A 15,460-nucleotide genomic window follows, 5' to 3' on the forward strand; every position below is an offset into this window, starting at 1 on the left:
GAAATTATTTTTACAGAACAGGGAAGTGATGATTCCCTGTTCTAATTATTTTTAACCATAATCCGTTTCCCTTCTATATCAAAACGTACCTTCGTAACCTCCTCTATCATTTTTAAAAGAAATTCTATCGGATTGTATTTCTCAGCCGCCCCGCTAAAACGTAAATCTTTTAGTTCCTCCTCTTCATACGCGACCTCAAAATCATACCATCGATTTAATTTCTTCATAATATTCTCCAGCCTCATATCCCGGAACTTGAATTCTCCATCAATCCACGAGGTATAAATCCTCGGATTACACTCCTCCGAGATCACCTGTGCCGTCCCTTTATCAAATTTCAACATATACCCTGGTGTCAAATCACAATTCCACGTGGAATCATTACCATAAACAGAAACTTTCCCTTCCACCAGCGTGGTCATCGCACATGGATCATCCGTATAAGAAGTCACGTTAAAAGATGTCCCTGTAACTTTCACGATATAGTCATTAACCCGCACGTAAAAAGGCTTATCGGAATCAGGTGCAACTTGAAAATAAGCCTCTCCTTTTAAAAACACCTCTCGCCGGTCTGAATTAAAACAAGTTGGAAAAACGAGTTCCGATTCGGAATTCACCCGCACACGAGTCCCATCTGCTAACATTAATTGATACTCTCCGCCACAAGGAACCCGTAACGTATTAATACTCGATTCCCCAGATTTTTCCCGCACATTCCGGTAAGCCAATTCCCCCTTCTCGTTGCTCAAAACAACAGAACTATCCGACTCCATCAAGGATAATCGCTTATCCAATATAATTTCTTGCCCATCATTCAATATCAAGGATGCTCTCATGCACCCCGGTTTTATCTCTGACGGGAACATAAATTGAGATTTTTCTTCCCCTCTATTCGCAAACCACATGCATGTACTCACGAAAAACAAAATTACAACTGCAGCGACACAACGTACAACCAAAAGCTTACGATGACGCTCGTAATGTCTCCGCCACGTCATGAATTCTTCCCAACTATAACGTTTTTCTATTTCCCTCTTTCTAGCCTCCTTCTCCACATAAAAATCAAGATTTCGCAACTCGCCTAAAATCCTTTTTCCCCGATTAGATTCGTTCACCCATTCCGAGACCTCGTCATCCATCTGTTTATCCTCTTCATTCAATAAACTTTTACCTATCCCCCGGGCTAAACGAACCCATTTTTGCACATTCATTTCCATCTTTTCATGCTTTATTTCATCTATAAAACACTTCTCGACGAAATAGGAATGACACCTACTTACATTTTTTTTGGAAAATACCGGAAAAAAGATTTATTCACTAATTAGAATAACAAGAATAGCAAAATCCGCAAATGCCCCAAGTTCTGACGCAGCATAATATAACTTCTCGCTTTGTGCGTTTTGACCGTGTTAACAGATACCCCTAATTCCTCTGCAATCTCTTCATTTGAATAACCATCCAATGCCTTAAATAAAATTTTTCGACTAGTCTCTGAAAGCTTATTAATTTCTTGGAGTACAATGTTCGCCACCTCTTCCTTTATCACGTTCTCCATGAAATAATCTTCTGATTCCCAATCATCCGGTAAGGATTCAAAATACTTTTTACGCACATTTTCATGGCGTAATTGATTCAGACAACCATTACGAATACTTTTATACAAATATGTTTTTAAAGCAATCTCATCATTAAAATTATTTTCTTGCCTCCAATATTTAATAAATGCCTCCTGAACAATATCCTTGCAAGTTTCTTCATCAGGAATATATTTTAAGGCAAATTGGAGGAATAAAGAAAAATAAGACTCAAAAAACTCTTTTTCTTTTATTACTTTATTGGAATATGTAATCGTCTCCTCCATGCTTGCAAAAGTAGCAACATTGCACAAGAAACAAAATTATTTCCCGCAAATCGTCATTATAAATTGCAATCAACCTGACCACATCCCCTAAATCGCAACCAACTAATAACTGACATCCCGTTTCATCACTCGCTTAATCTGCCTCATTCCGGGCAAACGTCCCACCGTGTTCCGGTTCAGATACCTGTAACTCAAAAGCATCAGCAAAAAGAAAATCCCGATAATACATGTCCAGCCATATAGTTCCTTCACGCTGACCAGCATCACCTGCCTCATCGTCTCGCCATAGAGCTGTCCCGTCGGGATATGAGCGGCAACAGGATTCACCGCATCCAGATCGGCAGCCAACAACTGATAGTTCCCCGGCAGAACGTGTTGCATCACCCGCCCATAAATCGCACTTCCGAATGCCGAACCGAACCCCGTCCGCACGAACCCCAGCAAAGACAACACTTGAAAGAAGTGCTGGAACGGCACGAATCCTGAGATATAAACCGTCAACGATATATAAATCATCACGTACCCCGCCCCTCTTAACAACGTCGGCAGGTAAAGCCATTCAATATTCATCCGCGGATCGACCAGAAAATACATGAAACACTGGTATATCACGATCAGTGCGAACCCGGTAAACACGGCCCTTTTGTAGCCCCCATGCAAGCGGGCGTGCCAGTAATAAACTGCCAAAGCTCCCAAAACGATTCCCAACAAGTTCCACCAGTTCAGAGATACCGAGTTCAACACGTCATATTTCAAAATACTCCCGGTAAATATATTTTGCAGGATCGTCGGTGTCGTCTGTAAACAACACAGCACCAAAAAGGCAAGCAATATCGCCCCCATATTCCGATACCCCAGCGCTTCCTTCGTGATATAAGGATGTCGCAACGTGTGCATCCGGTTAATATTCAACAACAACGCCACGACCGCCACCACGATCCCCGAACGTATATAAGGAGAATATAACCAATCATAAAACTTACCATATTCAAAAACGAAAGCTAACGCCAAAAGAAAGATCGCCCACAAAATACCGCCCAACCAATCTATCCCGTACAACGGCAAAGCTTTCATAAACCGGAAATGGCGGGTAAACAGAACCGCACACAACCAAACGACAAGCAACAACCCGATAATCAACCCATGCATATATCGCCAGTCAGCCCAATAGCCTAAATAAACAGTCGCCAACCCCGACAACTGGATACTTCCCAACACGATGAGATACACGACCGGAAAGAACACCGCGAAATTACGGGTCGGCGTGATACTGAGCTGCACGTTCGACAAACACTCAAACGTCCCGCACATACGCAATATCCCGGCAATAAAGCAAACCCCGACCAGCACCGGGAGACTCCCCGTACTCATCGTGATCAAGTTACAAACAATCAACGCCGGGCAGACCATCAAGAAAATCGACCGGGAAGTGAAACGAAACTTCAAGCGAAAAAGAATAGGGAAAACAACCGTTGTCCCCACGAACGAGGCATAACCGGCCATCATAATATCCTCCTGCATCAACGCCAGCGACCCAACCATCTGCGAAACGGATGCCAAATAAATTCCCCCACTAAATTGAAAGGTCACGGCAAAAAACAAACAAAGAAACACACGTACCCGATCCGGGACAAAATCCCGGAACATCATGATGCGTGTCGGTATATTCGGTGCTGACATCTTCTCTAGTAATTAACCTTACATTCCACGTTCATCCCGGCACGCAAGCGGTTCATATCCTCCGGTCTATTCGTCCCCGTGAATTCAATACGAACCGGGATACGTTGTTCCACCTTCACGAAATTTCCGGCAGAATTATCCTGCGGGATCAGTGCAAAAGAAGCTCCCGTGGCCTCCGAAATTGACGCGACACGCCCCTCAAACCTTACTCCCGGAATAGCATCCACCTCGATCTCCACCATCTGCCCTTCCTCCATGCGCGTTGTCTGTGTCTCCTTGTAATTCGCGATCACCCATTTCTCGGTCACATCCACGAGATTAACCATCGTCTGCCCCGGTTGCACGAGTTCCCCCTCGTGTATATTCTTGCGCCCGGTCACCCCATCGGTCGTGGCCAGAATCACCGTGTACGAAAGATTCAGTCGAGCCAAATTCAACGCGGCCTCGGCAAGCTTGATATTCGCCTCGTTCTGTTCCAAACGCTGCGTTTGTTCCTGTTTCACCAGTGAAACCGCCTGTCTCTGGCGAAGGATTTGCTCGTAGCGGGCCTTTGTCGCCTCGAACTCAGTCTTCACTTGATCAAATTGCTGCACGGTAACCGCCTCCTGTTTCAACAACTCCTTGTAACGCTCGTAGTCTTTCTCCGCATTCACCAATCTCACCCGTACTTCCTCGATCCCGGCATCCGTCACCAGAACATTACTCTGCGCCGCATGAACCGTCGTGTGCATCGCATCCATCCCGACCAGCGCGTTCCGGTAATCCGCCTCCGCCTGTGCCAACCGCAGGCAATACTCGGTATCCTCAATCACCACCAAGGTATCACCTTTACGCACACGCTGGTACTCTTCAAAATATATCTTCTTGATAAATCCCTGTACACGGGTATTTATCGGGGTAATATGTTGTTTCACCTGGGCATTATTCGTGTATTCCACCCGTCCCAAATGAATAAAACGACTGGCTACCCAACAAATACCGACAACAATAACAAGGATTAAAACCACGTTAGGAATCAATTTCTTTCTATTTGTACTCATAACTGAAATATCAATTAAAATAATTATAAACTACCGATTGTTCTCTTCAACAAATAATACTGATACAGAATACCGATCCGGGCATTAGTCAACTCCAACTCGCTACTCAACTGAATATTACTGGCATCCAGCATATCCGTCACCAAAGACAACCCGTTCAGGTAACGGTAATGCACCACATCATAATTTTCGTGAGCCAGTTGCACGCTCTTCTCCCGTGTACGTAACCGGGAATAAGCCTCGTCCAGTTCAACCCACGCGGAATGTATCCCGTTAGAGACCTGTTCATCCGCCAATAACCGATCCTCTTCCGCCTTCCGGGTAGCAATCCGGGCTTGTTTCAACTTTTTATTATTCTTGAAAAGAGCGTCAAACTTGTACGAGATACCGATCCCGACATACCAATAATTAAAATTCTTATCAATCGGTGGTACCTCGATCAATATCGGTCCGTCAAAATTATTTGCGGCCACGAGTCCGATATTCGGCCTACGCCCGGCACGTACCAAATCCTGTTGTTTCTTACTCATCTCTACCCCCAAATCAGCCAGTTTCAAGCGTGGAGACTCATTTTTCATTCCCTGCCAAGACAACTCATCCCGCCTCTCGATATTCCTTGCCAACACGGTCGTATCGGGCAAAATAACCGTCTCAGGGGTCAGACCGATCGTCGTGGTCAACTGACGGTTCAAAATCTTAATCCGGTTCCGGATACTCGTCAATCCCAACTCCAGATTCTGCGATTGAAGTTCATAACGGGTAATATCACTTTTCAAAGCCGTCCCCTGTTGAAAGGCTGCTTGAATCTCTTTCACCAACAAGCGGGTTTGCTCAATATTTTTCTCGTAGATCTCTTGTTGGTTATACAACTGGTAAAGTTCCAAGTAATACCCCACCAACAGAAACCGCACCTCCTGGCGGTTATCCTGTAATTCCAGTTCCGCCACCTGTTGTTGCAACTCGCTCAACTGAATACTACGGTTGATAGCTCCCCCGGCATATACCACCTGTGTAGCTTTAATTGCGAAATTATTCCCGTAATGCGGCATTGAGGCCTTCTGCCCGTCAGAAAAATCCCGATCCGTCATCCAGCCGTTCCCAATATAACTGAACGATAAATTTGCCTCGATAGAAGGCAGTTTATCACTTTTAGCCGTTTTTATCCCCTGTTTTGTTTCATCAACAGCCAAGCGATGCGAGCGGATACTCCGACTATTCGTGTCGGCCAAACGAAACATTTCATCCACGCTCAAAACCCTTTGTTGCGCACAAACCGGTAACAGACCGGCCATACACAATAGTCCTGTCACAATTTTCTTCCTATTCATCTTGCTTTCTCTTTCTTTAAGACGCTGCAAAATTCCTAAAAAAGCCACAACAATCGGATGTTCGAAAACCGAGAGAATTTGTTTTATTTGAAACTACCTACCCGCAATTATTCCTATTTTCATCGAAAAACAGTATCTTCGTGCGTTTTTTACAAAGGGAGAATTAACTATGAAGGAACTTTTAAAAAAGTATTTGATATTCGTTATCGGATTGTATTTTCTAGCCGCGGGAATTGTATTAATCATCCGTTCGGCACTAGGCACCACTCCTATTTCCAGTGTAAACTACGTATTGAGCCTGAACAGCTCTCTATCCTTGGGAACCTGCACGTTCATCATCAATATGCTATTGATCATCGGGCAATTCTGGCTAATCCGGAATAATAAAAGTAAACGGGACATCATCGAGATTTTACTCCAGTTACCTTTTTCTTTCATATTCTCGGCATTTATCGATCTGAATATGCTTTTGACAAATGGTGTACACCCCTCGAATTACGGGATGTCCATCGCCTTGCTACTCGTTGGCTGCCTCGTGCAATCCATCGGTGTTGTCCTCGAAATAAAACCCCACGTTGCCATGATGAGTGCCGAGGGATTCGTAAAATATGCCTCCCGCAGTTGTAACAAAGAATTCGGAAAATTCAAAGTGTACTTCGACGTTACCCTAGTCACGTCAGCCGTCATCCTTTCCCTCATCTTGAGCCAACGTGTAGAAGGTGTGCGGGAAGGTTCCATCATCGCGGCCTGCATAACGGGTTATCTGGTAAGCTTTCTGAACCAAAAAATCATGACACAAAAAACATTACACAAACTTCGCTCCATCATCATAAGATAACCCTTCAGCATGGAGTCTTACAATATTGTCAACATCCAAGAAATCGAGACCTTCAAAAAAGGTGAATCCTACAAGGGGGAGATCACCGTGTTCACCTCTGACATCGGCCCTAAATTTCTCCTATTCGGAAATAAATCCGTTTACCTGAATGCCTTTTCCTATATGCTGGTGCTATCGGGAAGAGCCACGCTTTTGGTCGATAGCGTGGAATACCCAATTGACGCTCATTCATTGTGCATCCTGTCCCCACTGCACCTCACAAATTTTCGTCAAGTAAGCCGTGATTTTCAATGCCTATGCCTCTGTTCTCGTAAGAATTTCATCGATCGCCTACCCATTCTCAACATCCAACATCGAATTACCCACGGGATGAATATGTACCACTACCCGATCGTGCAAATTTCTGAGGAAGAGAAACACCTACTAGCCTCCACCATGGAAGACCTCCGGATTCAACTTTTCCGGACGGAACATTCCTATCAGTTGGAAATGATCCAGAACGCCCTAACCCGCTATTATCTGGAAATAGACAATATATTGGATAACAAAGGAATAAATGAAGTTACTGAAAGAGTCCCGCAAACCCGATACGCCAATATATTACGGATGTTTATCTCGTTACTCATGCTCCATTACAAAACGGAACATTCCGTTCCTTTTTATGCCCGGCAAATGAATATCACGCCCCAATACTTGACTTCTATCATCAAAGCACAAACCGGTCGCACCGTGAATAATTTCATTTGCGAAATGTTGTACAGCGAGGCCCGTAACCTTCTCGCCTTATCCGAATTTTCCATCCAACAAATCGCCACCGAGTTACATTTCTCAGATCAAGCCTCCTTCAGTAAGTTTTTCAAAAGATGGGCCGGCATTTCACCCCTAGAATTCAGAAACGTGATGGTGAAATCCAAAAAGTAAAAAATAGTTTCTTCAAAAAAGAGAAATTTCAAACATAATAGGACCGTAACTATATGAAAATTAACAGCTAAATGATAAGAAATTCAGTTCTAATTACATTGTCATCAATTGAACAATACTTGATCACTACCGTCATGAACCTTATAGATACCTTATAGTAACCTTATATGAACCTTATATATAATAAGGTTCATAAAGTATTTATAAAATGTAATGAAAATATTATATTCGGTAGTCATCCGTTAGTCATTATCTATTAATTACAAATTCAGAATAAACCTTAGCACAAACAAGTATAATCCTCACTTATTCCTTCCAAACATACATAAGAAAAATGAGGCACACTCGTTCATTATCATAATATTCACTCGTAAAACACTAACAATAAATACATTAACATGATACCTGAATTTATTGGCAAAACGGGGAAATGATACCTAAAATGATACTAGAACTACATCAAATTATCCCTTAATCCTAATATCACAAATCATTCAGACAAAATAGAAAAGAGAAGTAACAGCACTGATAATCAACAAATTTCATTAAAAAAACAAACCCTCACAGTTTTCCAACTATAAGGGTTTTCTTCATGTTGTTGCCCCACTAGGATTCGAACCCAGACAGACAGAACCAGAATCTGTAGTGCTACCATTACACAATAGGGCAATTGTTTTATTGCGGTGCAAAGATAGTAGTTTTTTGGGATTTCAAAAAACTACTATCTATTTTTTCGTGCTACTTCAATATTTTTTGATACTCATCGTTATTCGACAAAACCTCCAGCGCCTTAGCTATATCCTTGTCATTACGGATATGATACTCGATCACACCCTCTTGCATATAATAACGTTCCATCAACTGGTCGGACAATATATCGGAAATCTCTTTCTTGAAAACATCCAAATCCCGATCGATAGAGTGTCCGAGGCTATTCTTCAATTGCTCTACCTGGCTGGATACTTGATCATAGTATTTCTCGTCTTGAGTTGCCTTTACCAATCTTTCCAGAACAAGCTGGGAGGCTGTCTCGTATTCAAATTCACGCTTTTTCAAGTATTCCTTGAACTCATTGAACAATTCATCCGACAAAACAAATTCAGAAGGAGCTGCAATCGTGGGATGAGTTGCCGCATATTCATTGACAAAATCAAAGATCATATCCTGTAACACCAGTTCCTGGGTTACTTTAGCGTATTTCTCCGGTTCAATCTTCACGTCCGGCGTAATACCACCACCGTCATACACGGTTCTCCCTGCTTTCGTTTTAAAGGGTTTCATTAAAGAATCGGGAATCGTACCCACACTACCATCCGGATTACGGTGGGAATAATCTACCGCTTGAATACAGCGTCCGCTAGGGATATAATATTTCGCCGTGGTTACCTTTAATTTCGTGTTATAGACCAGATCACGGGTTGTCTGCACCAATCCCTTACCGAATGAACGTTCACCGATTACAACCGCCCGATCGTAATCCTGCAAAGAACCGGAAAGGATCTCCGAGGCTGAGGCAGATGCCCGATCGATCAGCACGGCCAGTTTCATATCCGGCAACAAGGGATTTCTCGTCGTGCGATATTCCTTATCCCATTGTTTCATCTTTCCTTTCGTGCTTACAATCAAGGAACCTTTGGGCAGGAAGAAATTGGCAATCTCCACCGCCTGATCCAGCAATCCTCCCCCGTTACCGCGAAGATCGAGAACAAGGGACTGCGCTCCCCGGTTTTTCAAATCCATGATCGCGCTTCTCACATCGTCGGCAGCCTTATCCGTAAAACCGGTAAAATAGATGTACCCAATCTCGTTATTCAGCATCCCGTAGTAAGGAACACTGGGAACCTGTACGACTTCCCGAAGAACCCGCTTCTCCAAAGGCTTTTCTTCCCCAACACGTTGCAGTTTAAGGACCACCTCTTTACCGGGTTGTCCTTTCAGACGAGAACTCACGTACTCGACATTCTTTCCCTTCATATTTTCCCCGTCAACAGCCAGAATTAAATCACCCGGAAGTAACCCGGCCTTGTAAGAGGGAGATCCCTTATAGGGTTCGCGGATCACCACGTAATCATCCTTCATACCGATCACGGAACCGATCCCAGCGTATTCGCCCGTTGTCATCATCTTGAACTCATCCAACTTAGTTTCCGGGTAATAAACCGTGTAGGGGTCCAGTTTCTTCAACATGGCGTCAATCCCGTCCTGCACCATTTTCTCCGGCTGCACGTCATCCACGTAAAAAAGATTCACGTCCCGGAAAAGCGTGGCAAAAATATCCAATCCCTTACTAATCTGGAATCTTTTATCGTCTTCCTTCAAGCCAAGCATCCCGAAAGCCAGTAACAAGACTCCCGAAATGAAGATAATTACACGTGTATTTTTTCTCATAATCTTATTTTAATAACAATCTAGCGAAAATAGTATATATCCAACAAAATAACAAATTTCACGGCACCGGATCGTAGCCCGAACCTCCCCATGGATGGCAGGAACATATCCGTTTTATCGCGAGGTATAATCCTTTTACCAGACCGTGTTTCCGTAACGCCTCCACCGCGTATTGTGAACAGGTCGGGGTATAGCGGCAACTCGGGGGTGTCCAAGGGGAAATGCATAACTGATAAAATTTAATGGGTATCAGCAATATCCCCACCACCATCTTTTTCAATATAGCTCCTAATTTTTTTAATAGCACCGGTTATTGCTTTTTCGATTTTACCATATTCAAAAATTTCGTCATGCAAATATATGAACAATATATCCATCGTTTTATCCTCCGGGATATAAGAGTACAATATATTTTTATTCAGACGATAAGTCTCCCGAATCAAACGTTTTACCCGGTTACGTTTCACGGCTCGCTTGAAACGCCTTTTAGAAACGCTCACGGCTATTCGGGCCGGGAAATCTTTCTCTTCCCTCGGGTATAACCGGATTACCACTCGTAACGGATAAGACACGAAACTATAACCCGAGGATAGAAGTTCCTCGAATCCCCCCTTCCGGCATAGCCGTTCTTCCTTGCAAAACGTGTATTTTATCGTTTCATCCATATACGAGTGCAAACATACAAAAAATGGACATCGCTTGATGTCCATTTTCCTATTTTGATTTATTTTCTTTGTTGTAAGCCTTAATGAACTGTTCCAGCGCCATGGTCATCGAAGGGGCTTTTTCCGTGGGAGCTTTTATGTCAAGCCTCAACCCGGCCTCCTCAACCGCCTCGGCTGTCGCCTCCCCGAAGGCCGCGATAATTGTCGAACCCTGTTCAAAATTCGGGTAGTTGTGGAACAATGACTTGATACCGGCCGGAGTGTAGAATGCCAATATATCATACTCTTTCAAATCCGGAATTTCAGAGGCTACATCACTGGACACGGTTTTATAGAATACGGATTTCGTGTACTTCAGGTGTAGTTCATCCATCAAAGCGGGGATATTTTCTTTATGCACGTCGGAAACCGGAACTAGGAAGTTTTCGGTCTTATGCTTTAACAGAATTTTTGTCATATCCTCGACTTTCTTGTCCCCGTAGAAAATTTTTCTCTTACGGTACACGATATATTTCTGAAGATAGAAAGCAATAGCCTCTGATATACAGAAATACTTCATCGTGTCGGGAACGGTTACCCTCATTTCAGTACAGATCCGGAAGAAATGGTCGATAGCCGTACGACTGGTGAAAACGATCCCGGTAAAATCAAGAATATTTATCCTTTCTTGACGAAATTCTTTTGCCGTGACACCTTCTACCTTTATAAATGATTTGAATTCTAATTTCAATCCAAATTCTTCTGCCAAATCAAAATACGGAGATTTCTCGGTTGTCGGCTTTGGCTGCGAAACTAGTATCTTCTTTATTTTCAACTTCTTCTGTTTTAAAATTACACTAACTTCTCTAACTTATTCCAATAGCTTGTACAAGACAAGAATCGGCAATATTTCAAGCCCACAAAGGTACAAAATCATATACAAAATTGAAACTCTATATCCATATAATATTTTAATCAATCTTATAAATCTGAAAACCAGAATAATGATACCAAGCCCTAAAATGACATATAATAACATATTTATCGCCGAAGTTTGCACGTAAAACAAGGCCAGCACGAACGGGGATATGGATAATCCCAACACGATCGCGCTTGTGCGCAAATTCAAGATGATCTCCGATGCACAATGCCTTCTATTAAATGCCCACCCGAAAAGCCGCACAAGTCCCAAGACTAAAAAATAGTAACCGAAGATGATCAGAAAATAGATTAAGGCATTAAAGAATACAAAGGGAGGATCGATTAAAAAAGCCATCAACATGGACAAGATTGAAAAAGAAAGGCTAACCGACAAGAAAACGAAGAAGTAGTTCGGAATCCCGCCTTCCGATTGTAAACTGGCCCCTCTTTTCCGGTTGAAAAAATAGGTATATACAGTAGTGAGGAAACCTCTTCCTCGCAGGCGCAACAAAGCGATAAAAACGAGATACACGACCGTGTAAATCAGAATACTGGAAATAAATTCAATATTCATTTTCTCCCCGCTCAAAGGAATTCCGTCTACTAATTCCACCTGATTCGTCAGCGTGTCAAACGGTAAGAAAGGTTTCCAAGAGACCGCTTCTTTTAACAAAGAGGCCGGAAACACCACAGAATCCGACACCGGCACGATACTATCCGTTATAACTGAATCTATTTGCTCGTCCAACATTCCCAACAACATCTTTATATTCTAACATTAATGTGCCTCGTACCAGCTTTTCCCGTAGCCCGTACCCACGGTTAAAGGCACCGCTAAGCTCACAACGTGTTCCATGCAATCCACCACGAGATTCTTCAATTCCTCGATTTCCTCGTGATGACATTTGAAGTTCAACTCGTCATGCACCTGCAAAATCATCTTGGAACGTAATCCCCGTTCTTTTAATTTCTGATGAATACATATCATCGCTTTCTTAATAATATCGGCTGCCGATCCCTGGATAGGAGCGTTTACCGCGTTTCGCTCGGCAACACCCCGTACAACCGCGTTCCGGGAATTTATATCTCTCAGATAACGACGGCGGCCCATGATCGTCTCCACGTACCCTTTTTTCCGGGCTTTCTCCACGGATTCCTCCATGTAACGTTTCACTCCGGGATAAAGGGCAAAATAGCCTTCAATCAGTTCCTTACCCTCTTTCCGGGAAATTTTCAGCCGTTCCGCCAATCCCCAAGCCGAAATACCGTAAATAATCCCGAAATTAGCCGTTTTCGCCCGTCGTCTCATCTCCGGGGTCACCTCGTCCAAAGGCACATGATAAATTTTAGATGCCGTTGCAGCATGGACGTCTTCCCCTTTCAGGAAAGCATTGATCAGCTCCGGCGTACCACTTAAATGTGCCATCAATCTTAACTCTACCTGTGAATAGTCGGCCGAGAAGAACCCATAATCCGGATCTCCCGTGATAAAAGCTTTCCGAATGTTCCGACCTTCGGCTGTCCGGATAGGTATATTTTGCAAGTTCGGATTCAAACTACTCAATCTTCCGGTTGCCGCCTCCGCTTGGTTAAAATGCGTGTGAATCTTTCCGGTTGCCGGATCAATATACGTGGGTAAAGCCTCCGCATACGTGGTCAACAATTTCTTTAATCCCCGGTAATTAAGTATATGTCCTACAATCGGGTGTGCATCTTCTAATTTTGACAACACCTGTTCGGAGGTACTGTATTGGCCTGTTTTGGTTTTCTTGTTGCCGGGATCAATGTTCATCTGGTCGAATAATATCTCGCCCAACTGCTTGGGAGAGCTAATATTGAATTCTTTACCGGCCATTTCATATATAATTTTCTCTGTCTCCGCGATTCTTATTTTCAAATCCTCGGATAGCTCATCCAGTGCCACCTTATCAATGGACACACCCTCGTACTCCATATCGGCTAAAACAGATACCAAAGGCATTTCAATTTCTTCGTACAACTTATAAAGCCCGACTTCCTGTAAAGCCTCTTCCAACTTTTCTTTCAAGCGGAATAATATATCCGTACGTTCCGCGAAATCCTTGTCTTTCTTGGCTCCTTCATCGGGAAATAAGGATAATTGAGGATTCTCGGTATTATCTCCTTTTATCAAGCGATAATTCAGCATTTCCAAAGCAACACGTTCCAGTTCGTGGGAACTATCCGGTTGTAGAACATAATGTGCAATCTTGACATCAAATATTTTATTTAGAATCTCTATCCCGGCTCTTCTTAACCAAATAATATCGTCCTTCACATCATTCGAGATCAAAACTTTGTTCTGATCTTCAAGAATAGGTTTAAATAAACGAATCACGTCCTCGGCCTTATCCTTTACTGAAGGTAACCGCAGATAACAGGCAGTATTAACGGCTGTTGAAAAACAGAGATAGTCCGGATAAGAGTTATAAATCGTGCCATCTCCAAAGATCACGTTCAGCACGTATTCCGGGGCCTCCCTCAACTTCTGAAGTAATTCATTCCGTTCCGCCACGGTAGTGATTTCCCGGTAATCGACTTCTTCCGGGTGAATGGTCTCTACCAAATTTTCCTCGTGTTCTATCATGAACACTCGCTTTGCCAGAGAGAAAAGCTCCAATTCATTGAAGATCGGCTTTAACACATCATCTTGAATCTCACCCAATGCCAAATCTTCAGCATTTACATCCGTGGGTACTTCCGTGTTGATCGTCACCAGTTCCTTTGATAAAAAGACAGTATCCTGACAACATAACAAGCGCTCTTTTTGTTTGCCTTTCAGTTCATCTATATGTTGATATACCCCTTCTATACTTCCATATTTATAAATCAATGTGGCAGCACTTTTCGGTCCGACACCATCACATCCCGGCACGTTATCCGCCGTGTCACCCATCAAACCAAGAATATCGATCACCTGTTCCACCCGCTCGATCCCGAAATGATCCAATACTTCCGGAATACCCCACACTTCAGATTTATTTCCGGCACGCCCCGGTTTATACATGAACACTCGTTCGCTGACCAACTGGGCGTAATCTTTATCCGGTGTGATCATATATACCTGAAACCCTTCTTTCTCTCCCCGCTTAGCCAGCGTACCGATCACGTCGTCCGCCTCAAACCCGCTGACAACAATGGATTTAATGCCTAATCCTTCAATAATACTTTTAATATAAGGCACCGACTTTCTCAGGTCCTCCGGCATCGGGGGACGCTGGGCCTTGTAGGGAGGGTACATTTCATGACGAAAAGTAGGACCTTCCGGGTCAAAAACTACTGCCAGATGAGTCGGTTTTTCCAATTCAAGCAATTCCAGTAAAAAATTAAAAAAACCGAAAGTGGCCGATGTATTTATTCCCGTCGTCGTGATCCGGGGATTATTGATAAACGCGTAATATGAACGGTAAATCAACGCGTAAGCATCCAGCAAGTACAATTTTTTCTCCTCGTTAGTCATCATCTTTCCTTTTCAAATTAATCCACACAAAGTTAGACTTTTTCTCCTAACTTTTCTGCTTACTTATTTGTTTTATATTTCAGAATACCTATATTTGTCCCGAACAATGAAAAGAAAATGAACACGATGTACACCTCATATTACTATTTCTATTATTACTTTCCGGAAAAGTAAAGGGGGAATATTGTGATCATATAAAATATACAGGCCCCGAATTTCGGGGCCTTTTTTATTTAAAACCATAGACATGAATATTATTTTTTCACATACAGGTCGTTATTATTACTACTATTATTATTACCTCAACAACAGCTGGGATGACCTTGTATTACCTGTAAAAATGTAAGTAACACGTATTATA

The 15,460-nt window shown here is 42.9% G+C and carries 13 protein-coding genes and 1 tRNA gene; 2 read left to right on the forward strand and 12 right to left on the reverse strand.

Annotated elements, in window-relative coordinates:
• Positions 1-41: 41 nt before the first annotated feature.
• From I2I33_RS01835 to I2I33_RS01855, 5 genes are all read right to left on the reverse strand, one after another.
• Positions 42-1,217: a FecR family protein gene (locus tag I2I33_RS01835; RefSeq protein WP_087419242.1), complete on the reverse strand. Its 1,176-nt coding sequence runs from the start codon at positions 1,215-1,217 to the stop codon at positions 42-44.
• A gap of 104 nt (positions 1,218-1,321) precedes the next feature.
• Positions 1,322-1,861 (reverse strand): RNA polymerase sigma factor, encoded by a 540-nt coding sequence (locus I2I33_RS01840; RefSeq protein WP_087419243.1) that lies wholly within the window; start codon positions 1,859-1,861, stop codon positions 1,322-1,324.
• Between the two features lie 102 nt (positions 1,862-1,963).
• On the reverse strand, positions 1,964-3,541 hold the full coding sequence (locus I2I33_RS01845) for a hypothetical protein (protein WP_087419244.1): 1,578 nt from the start codon (positions 3,539-3,541) through the stop codon (positions 1,964-1,966).
• Positions 3,542-3,546: 5 nt separating this feature from the next.
• Positions 3,547-4,581 (reverse strand): HlyD family secretion protein, encoded by a 1,035-nt coding sequence (locus I2I33_RS01850; protein ID WP_087419245.1) that lies wholly within the window; start codon positions 4,579-4,581, stop codon positions 3,547-3,549.
• Positions 4,582-4,604: 23 nt separating this feature from the next.
• Positions 4,605-5,909 carry a TolC family protein gene (locus I2I33_RS01855; protein WP_087419764.1) on the reverse strand — a complete coding sequence of 435 codons (1,305 nt, stop codon included), beginning with the start codon at positions 5,907-5,909 and terminating at the stop codon, positions 4,605-4,607.
• Positions 5,910-6,078: 169 nt separating this feature from the next.
• Between I2I33_RS01855 and I2I33_RS01860 the strand changes: the two genes are divergently transcribed.
• Both I2I33_RS01860 and I2I33_RS01865 read left to right on the forward strand, forming a co-directional pair.
• The gene (locus I2I33_RS01860) at positions 6,079-6,747 is read left to right on the forward strand and encodes a YczE/YyaS/YitT family protein (protein WP_087419246.1); all 669 of its coding nucleotides are present in this window, start codon (positions 6,079-6,081) and stop codon (positions 6,745-6,747) included.
• Between the two features lie 9 nt (positions 6,748-6,756).
• Positions 6,757-7,668, forward strand: coding sequence for a helix-turn-helix domain-containing protein (locus tag I2I33_RS01865; RefSeq protein WP_087419247.1), 912 nt, complete (start codon positions 6,757-6,759; stop codon positions 7,666-7,668).
• Positions 7,669-8,266: 598 nt separating this feature from the next.
• Here I2I33_RS01865 and I2I33_RS01870 read toward each other — a convergent pair.
• The 7 genes from I2I33_RS01870 to polA form a co-directional block, all read right to left on the reverse strand.
• Positions 8,267-8,337: transfer RNA gene (locus tag I2I33_RS01870), tRNA-Gln, on the reverse strand.
• A 69-nt stretch (positions 8,338-8,406) separates the two neighbouring features.
• Positions 8,407-10,056 (reverse strand): S41 family peptidase, encoded by a 1,650-nt coding sequence (locus I2I33_RS01875; RefSeq protein WP_087419248.1) that lies wholly within the window; start codon positions 10,054-10,056, stop codon positions 8,407-8,409.
• Between the two features lie 58 nt (positions 10,057-10,114).
• A complete protein-coding gene (gene yidD / locus I2I33_RS01880; RefSeq protein ID WP_410491989.1) occupies positions 10,115-10,327 on the reverse strand; it encodes a membrane protein insertion efficiency factor YidD in 213 nt (70 codons plus the stop codon).
• Positions 10,296-10,766: a ribonuclease P protein component gene (gene rnpA, locus I2I33_RS01885; RefSeq protein ID WP_087419250.1), complete on the reverse strand. Its 471-nt coding sequence runs from the start codon at positions 10,764-10,766 to the stop codon at positions 10,296-10,298. Before rnpA ends, yidD begins: the two co-directional genes overlap by 32 nt.
• A 4-nt stretch (positions 10,767-10,770) precedes the next feature.
• Positions 10,771-11,535, reverse strand: a complete 765-nt coding sequence (locus I2I33_RS01890; RefSeq protein WP_027202147.1) for a uroporphyrinogen-III synthase — start codon at positions 11,533-11,535, stop codon at positions 10,771-10,773.
• 36 nt (positions 11,536-11,571) lie between these two features.
• Complete coding sequence (locus I2I33_RS01895; RefSeq protein ID WP_087419251.1) at positions 11,572-12,384, reverse strand: DUF4271 domain-containing protein; 813 nt, start codon at positions 12,382-12,384, stop codon at positions 11,572-11,574.
• 15 nt (positions 12,385-12,399) lie between these two features.
• Positions 12,400-15,099: a DNA polymerase I gene (polA, locus tag I2I33_RS01900; protein ID WP_087419252.1), complete on the reverse strand. Its 2,700-nt coding sequence runs from the start codon at positions 15,097-15,099 to the stop codon at positions 12,400-12,402.
• Positions 15,100-15,460: the final 361 nt, after the last annotated feature.

It is taken from the genome of Butyricimonas sp. BSD2780061689_150309_C8, assembly GCF_015560935.1.
Lineage (GTDB): Bacteria > Bacteroidota > Bacteroidia > Bacteroidales > Marinifilaceae > Butyricimonas > Butyricimonas paravirosa.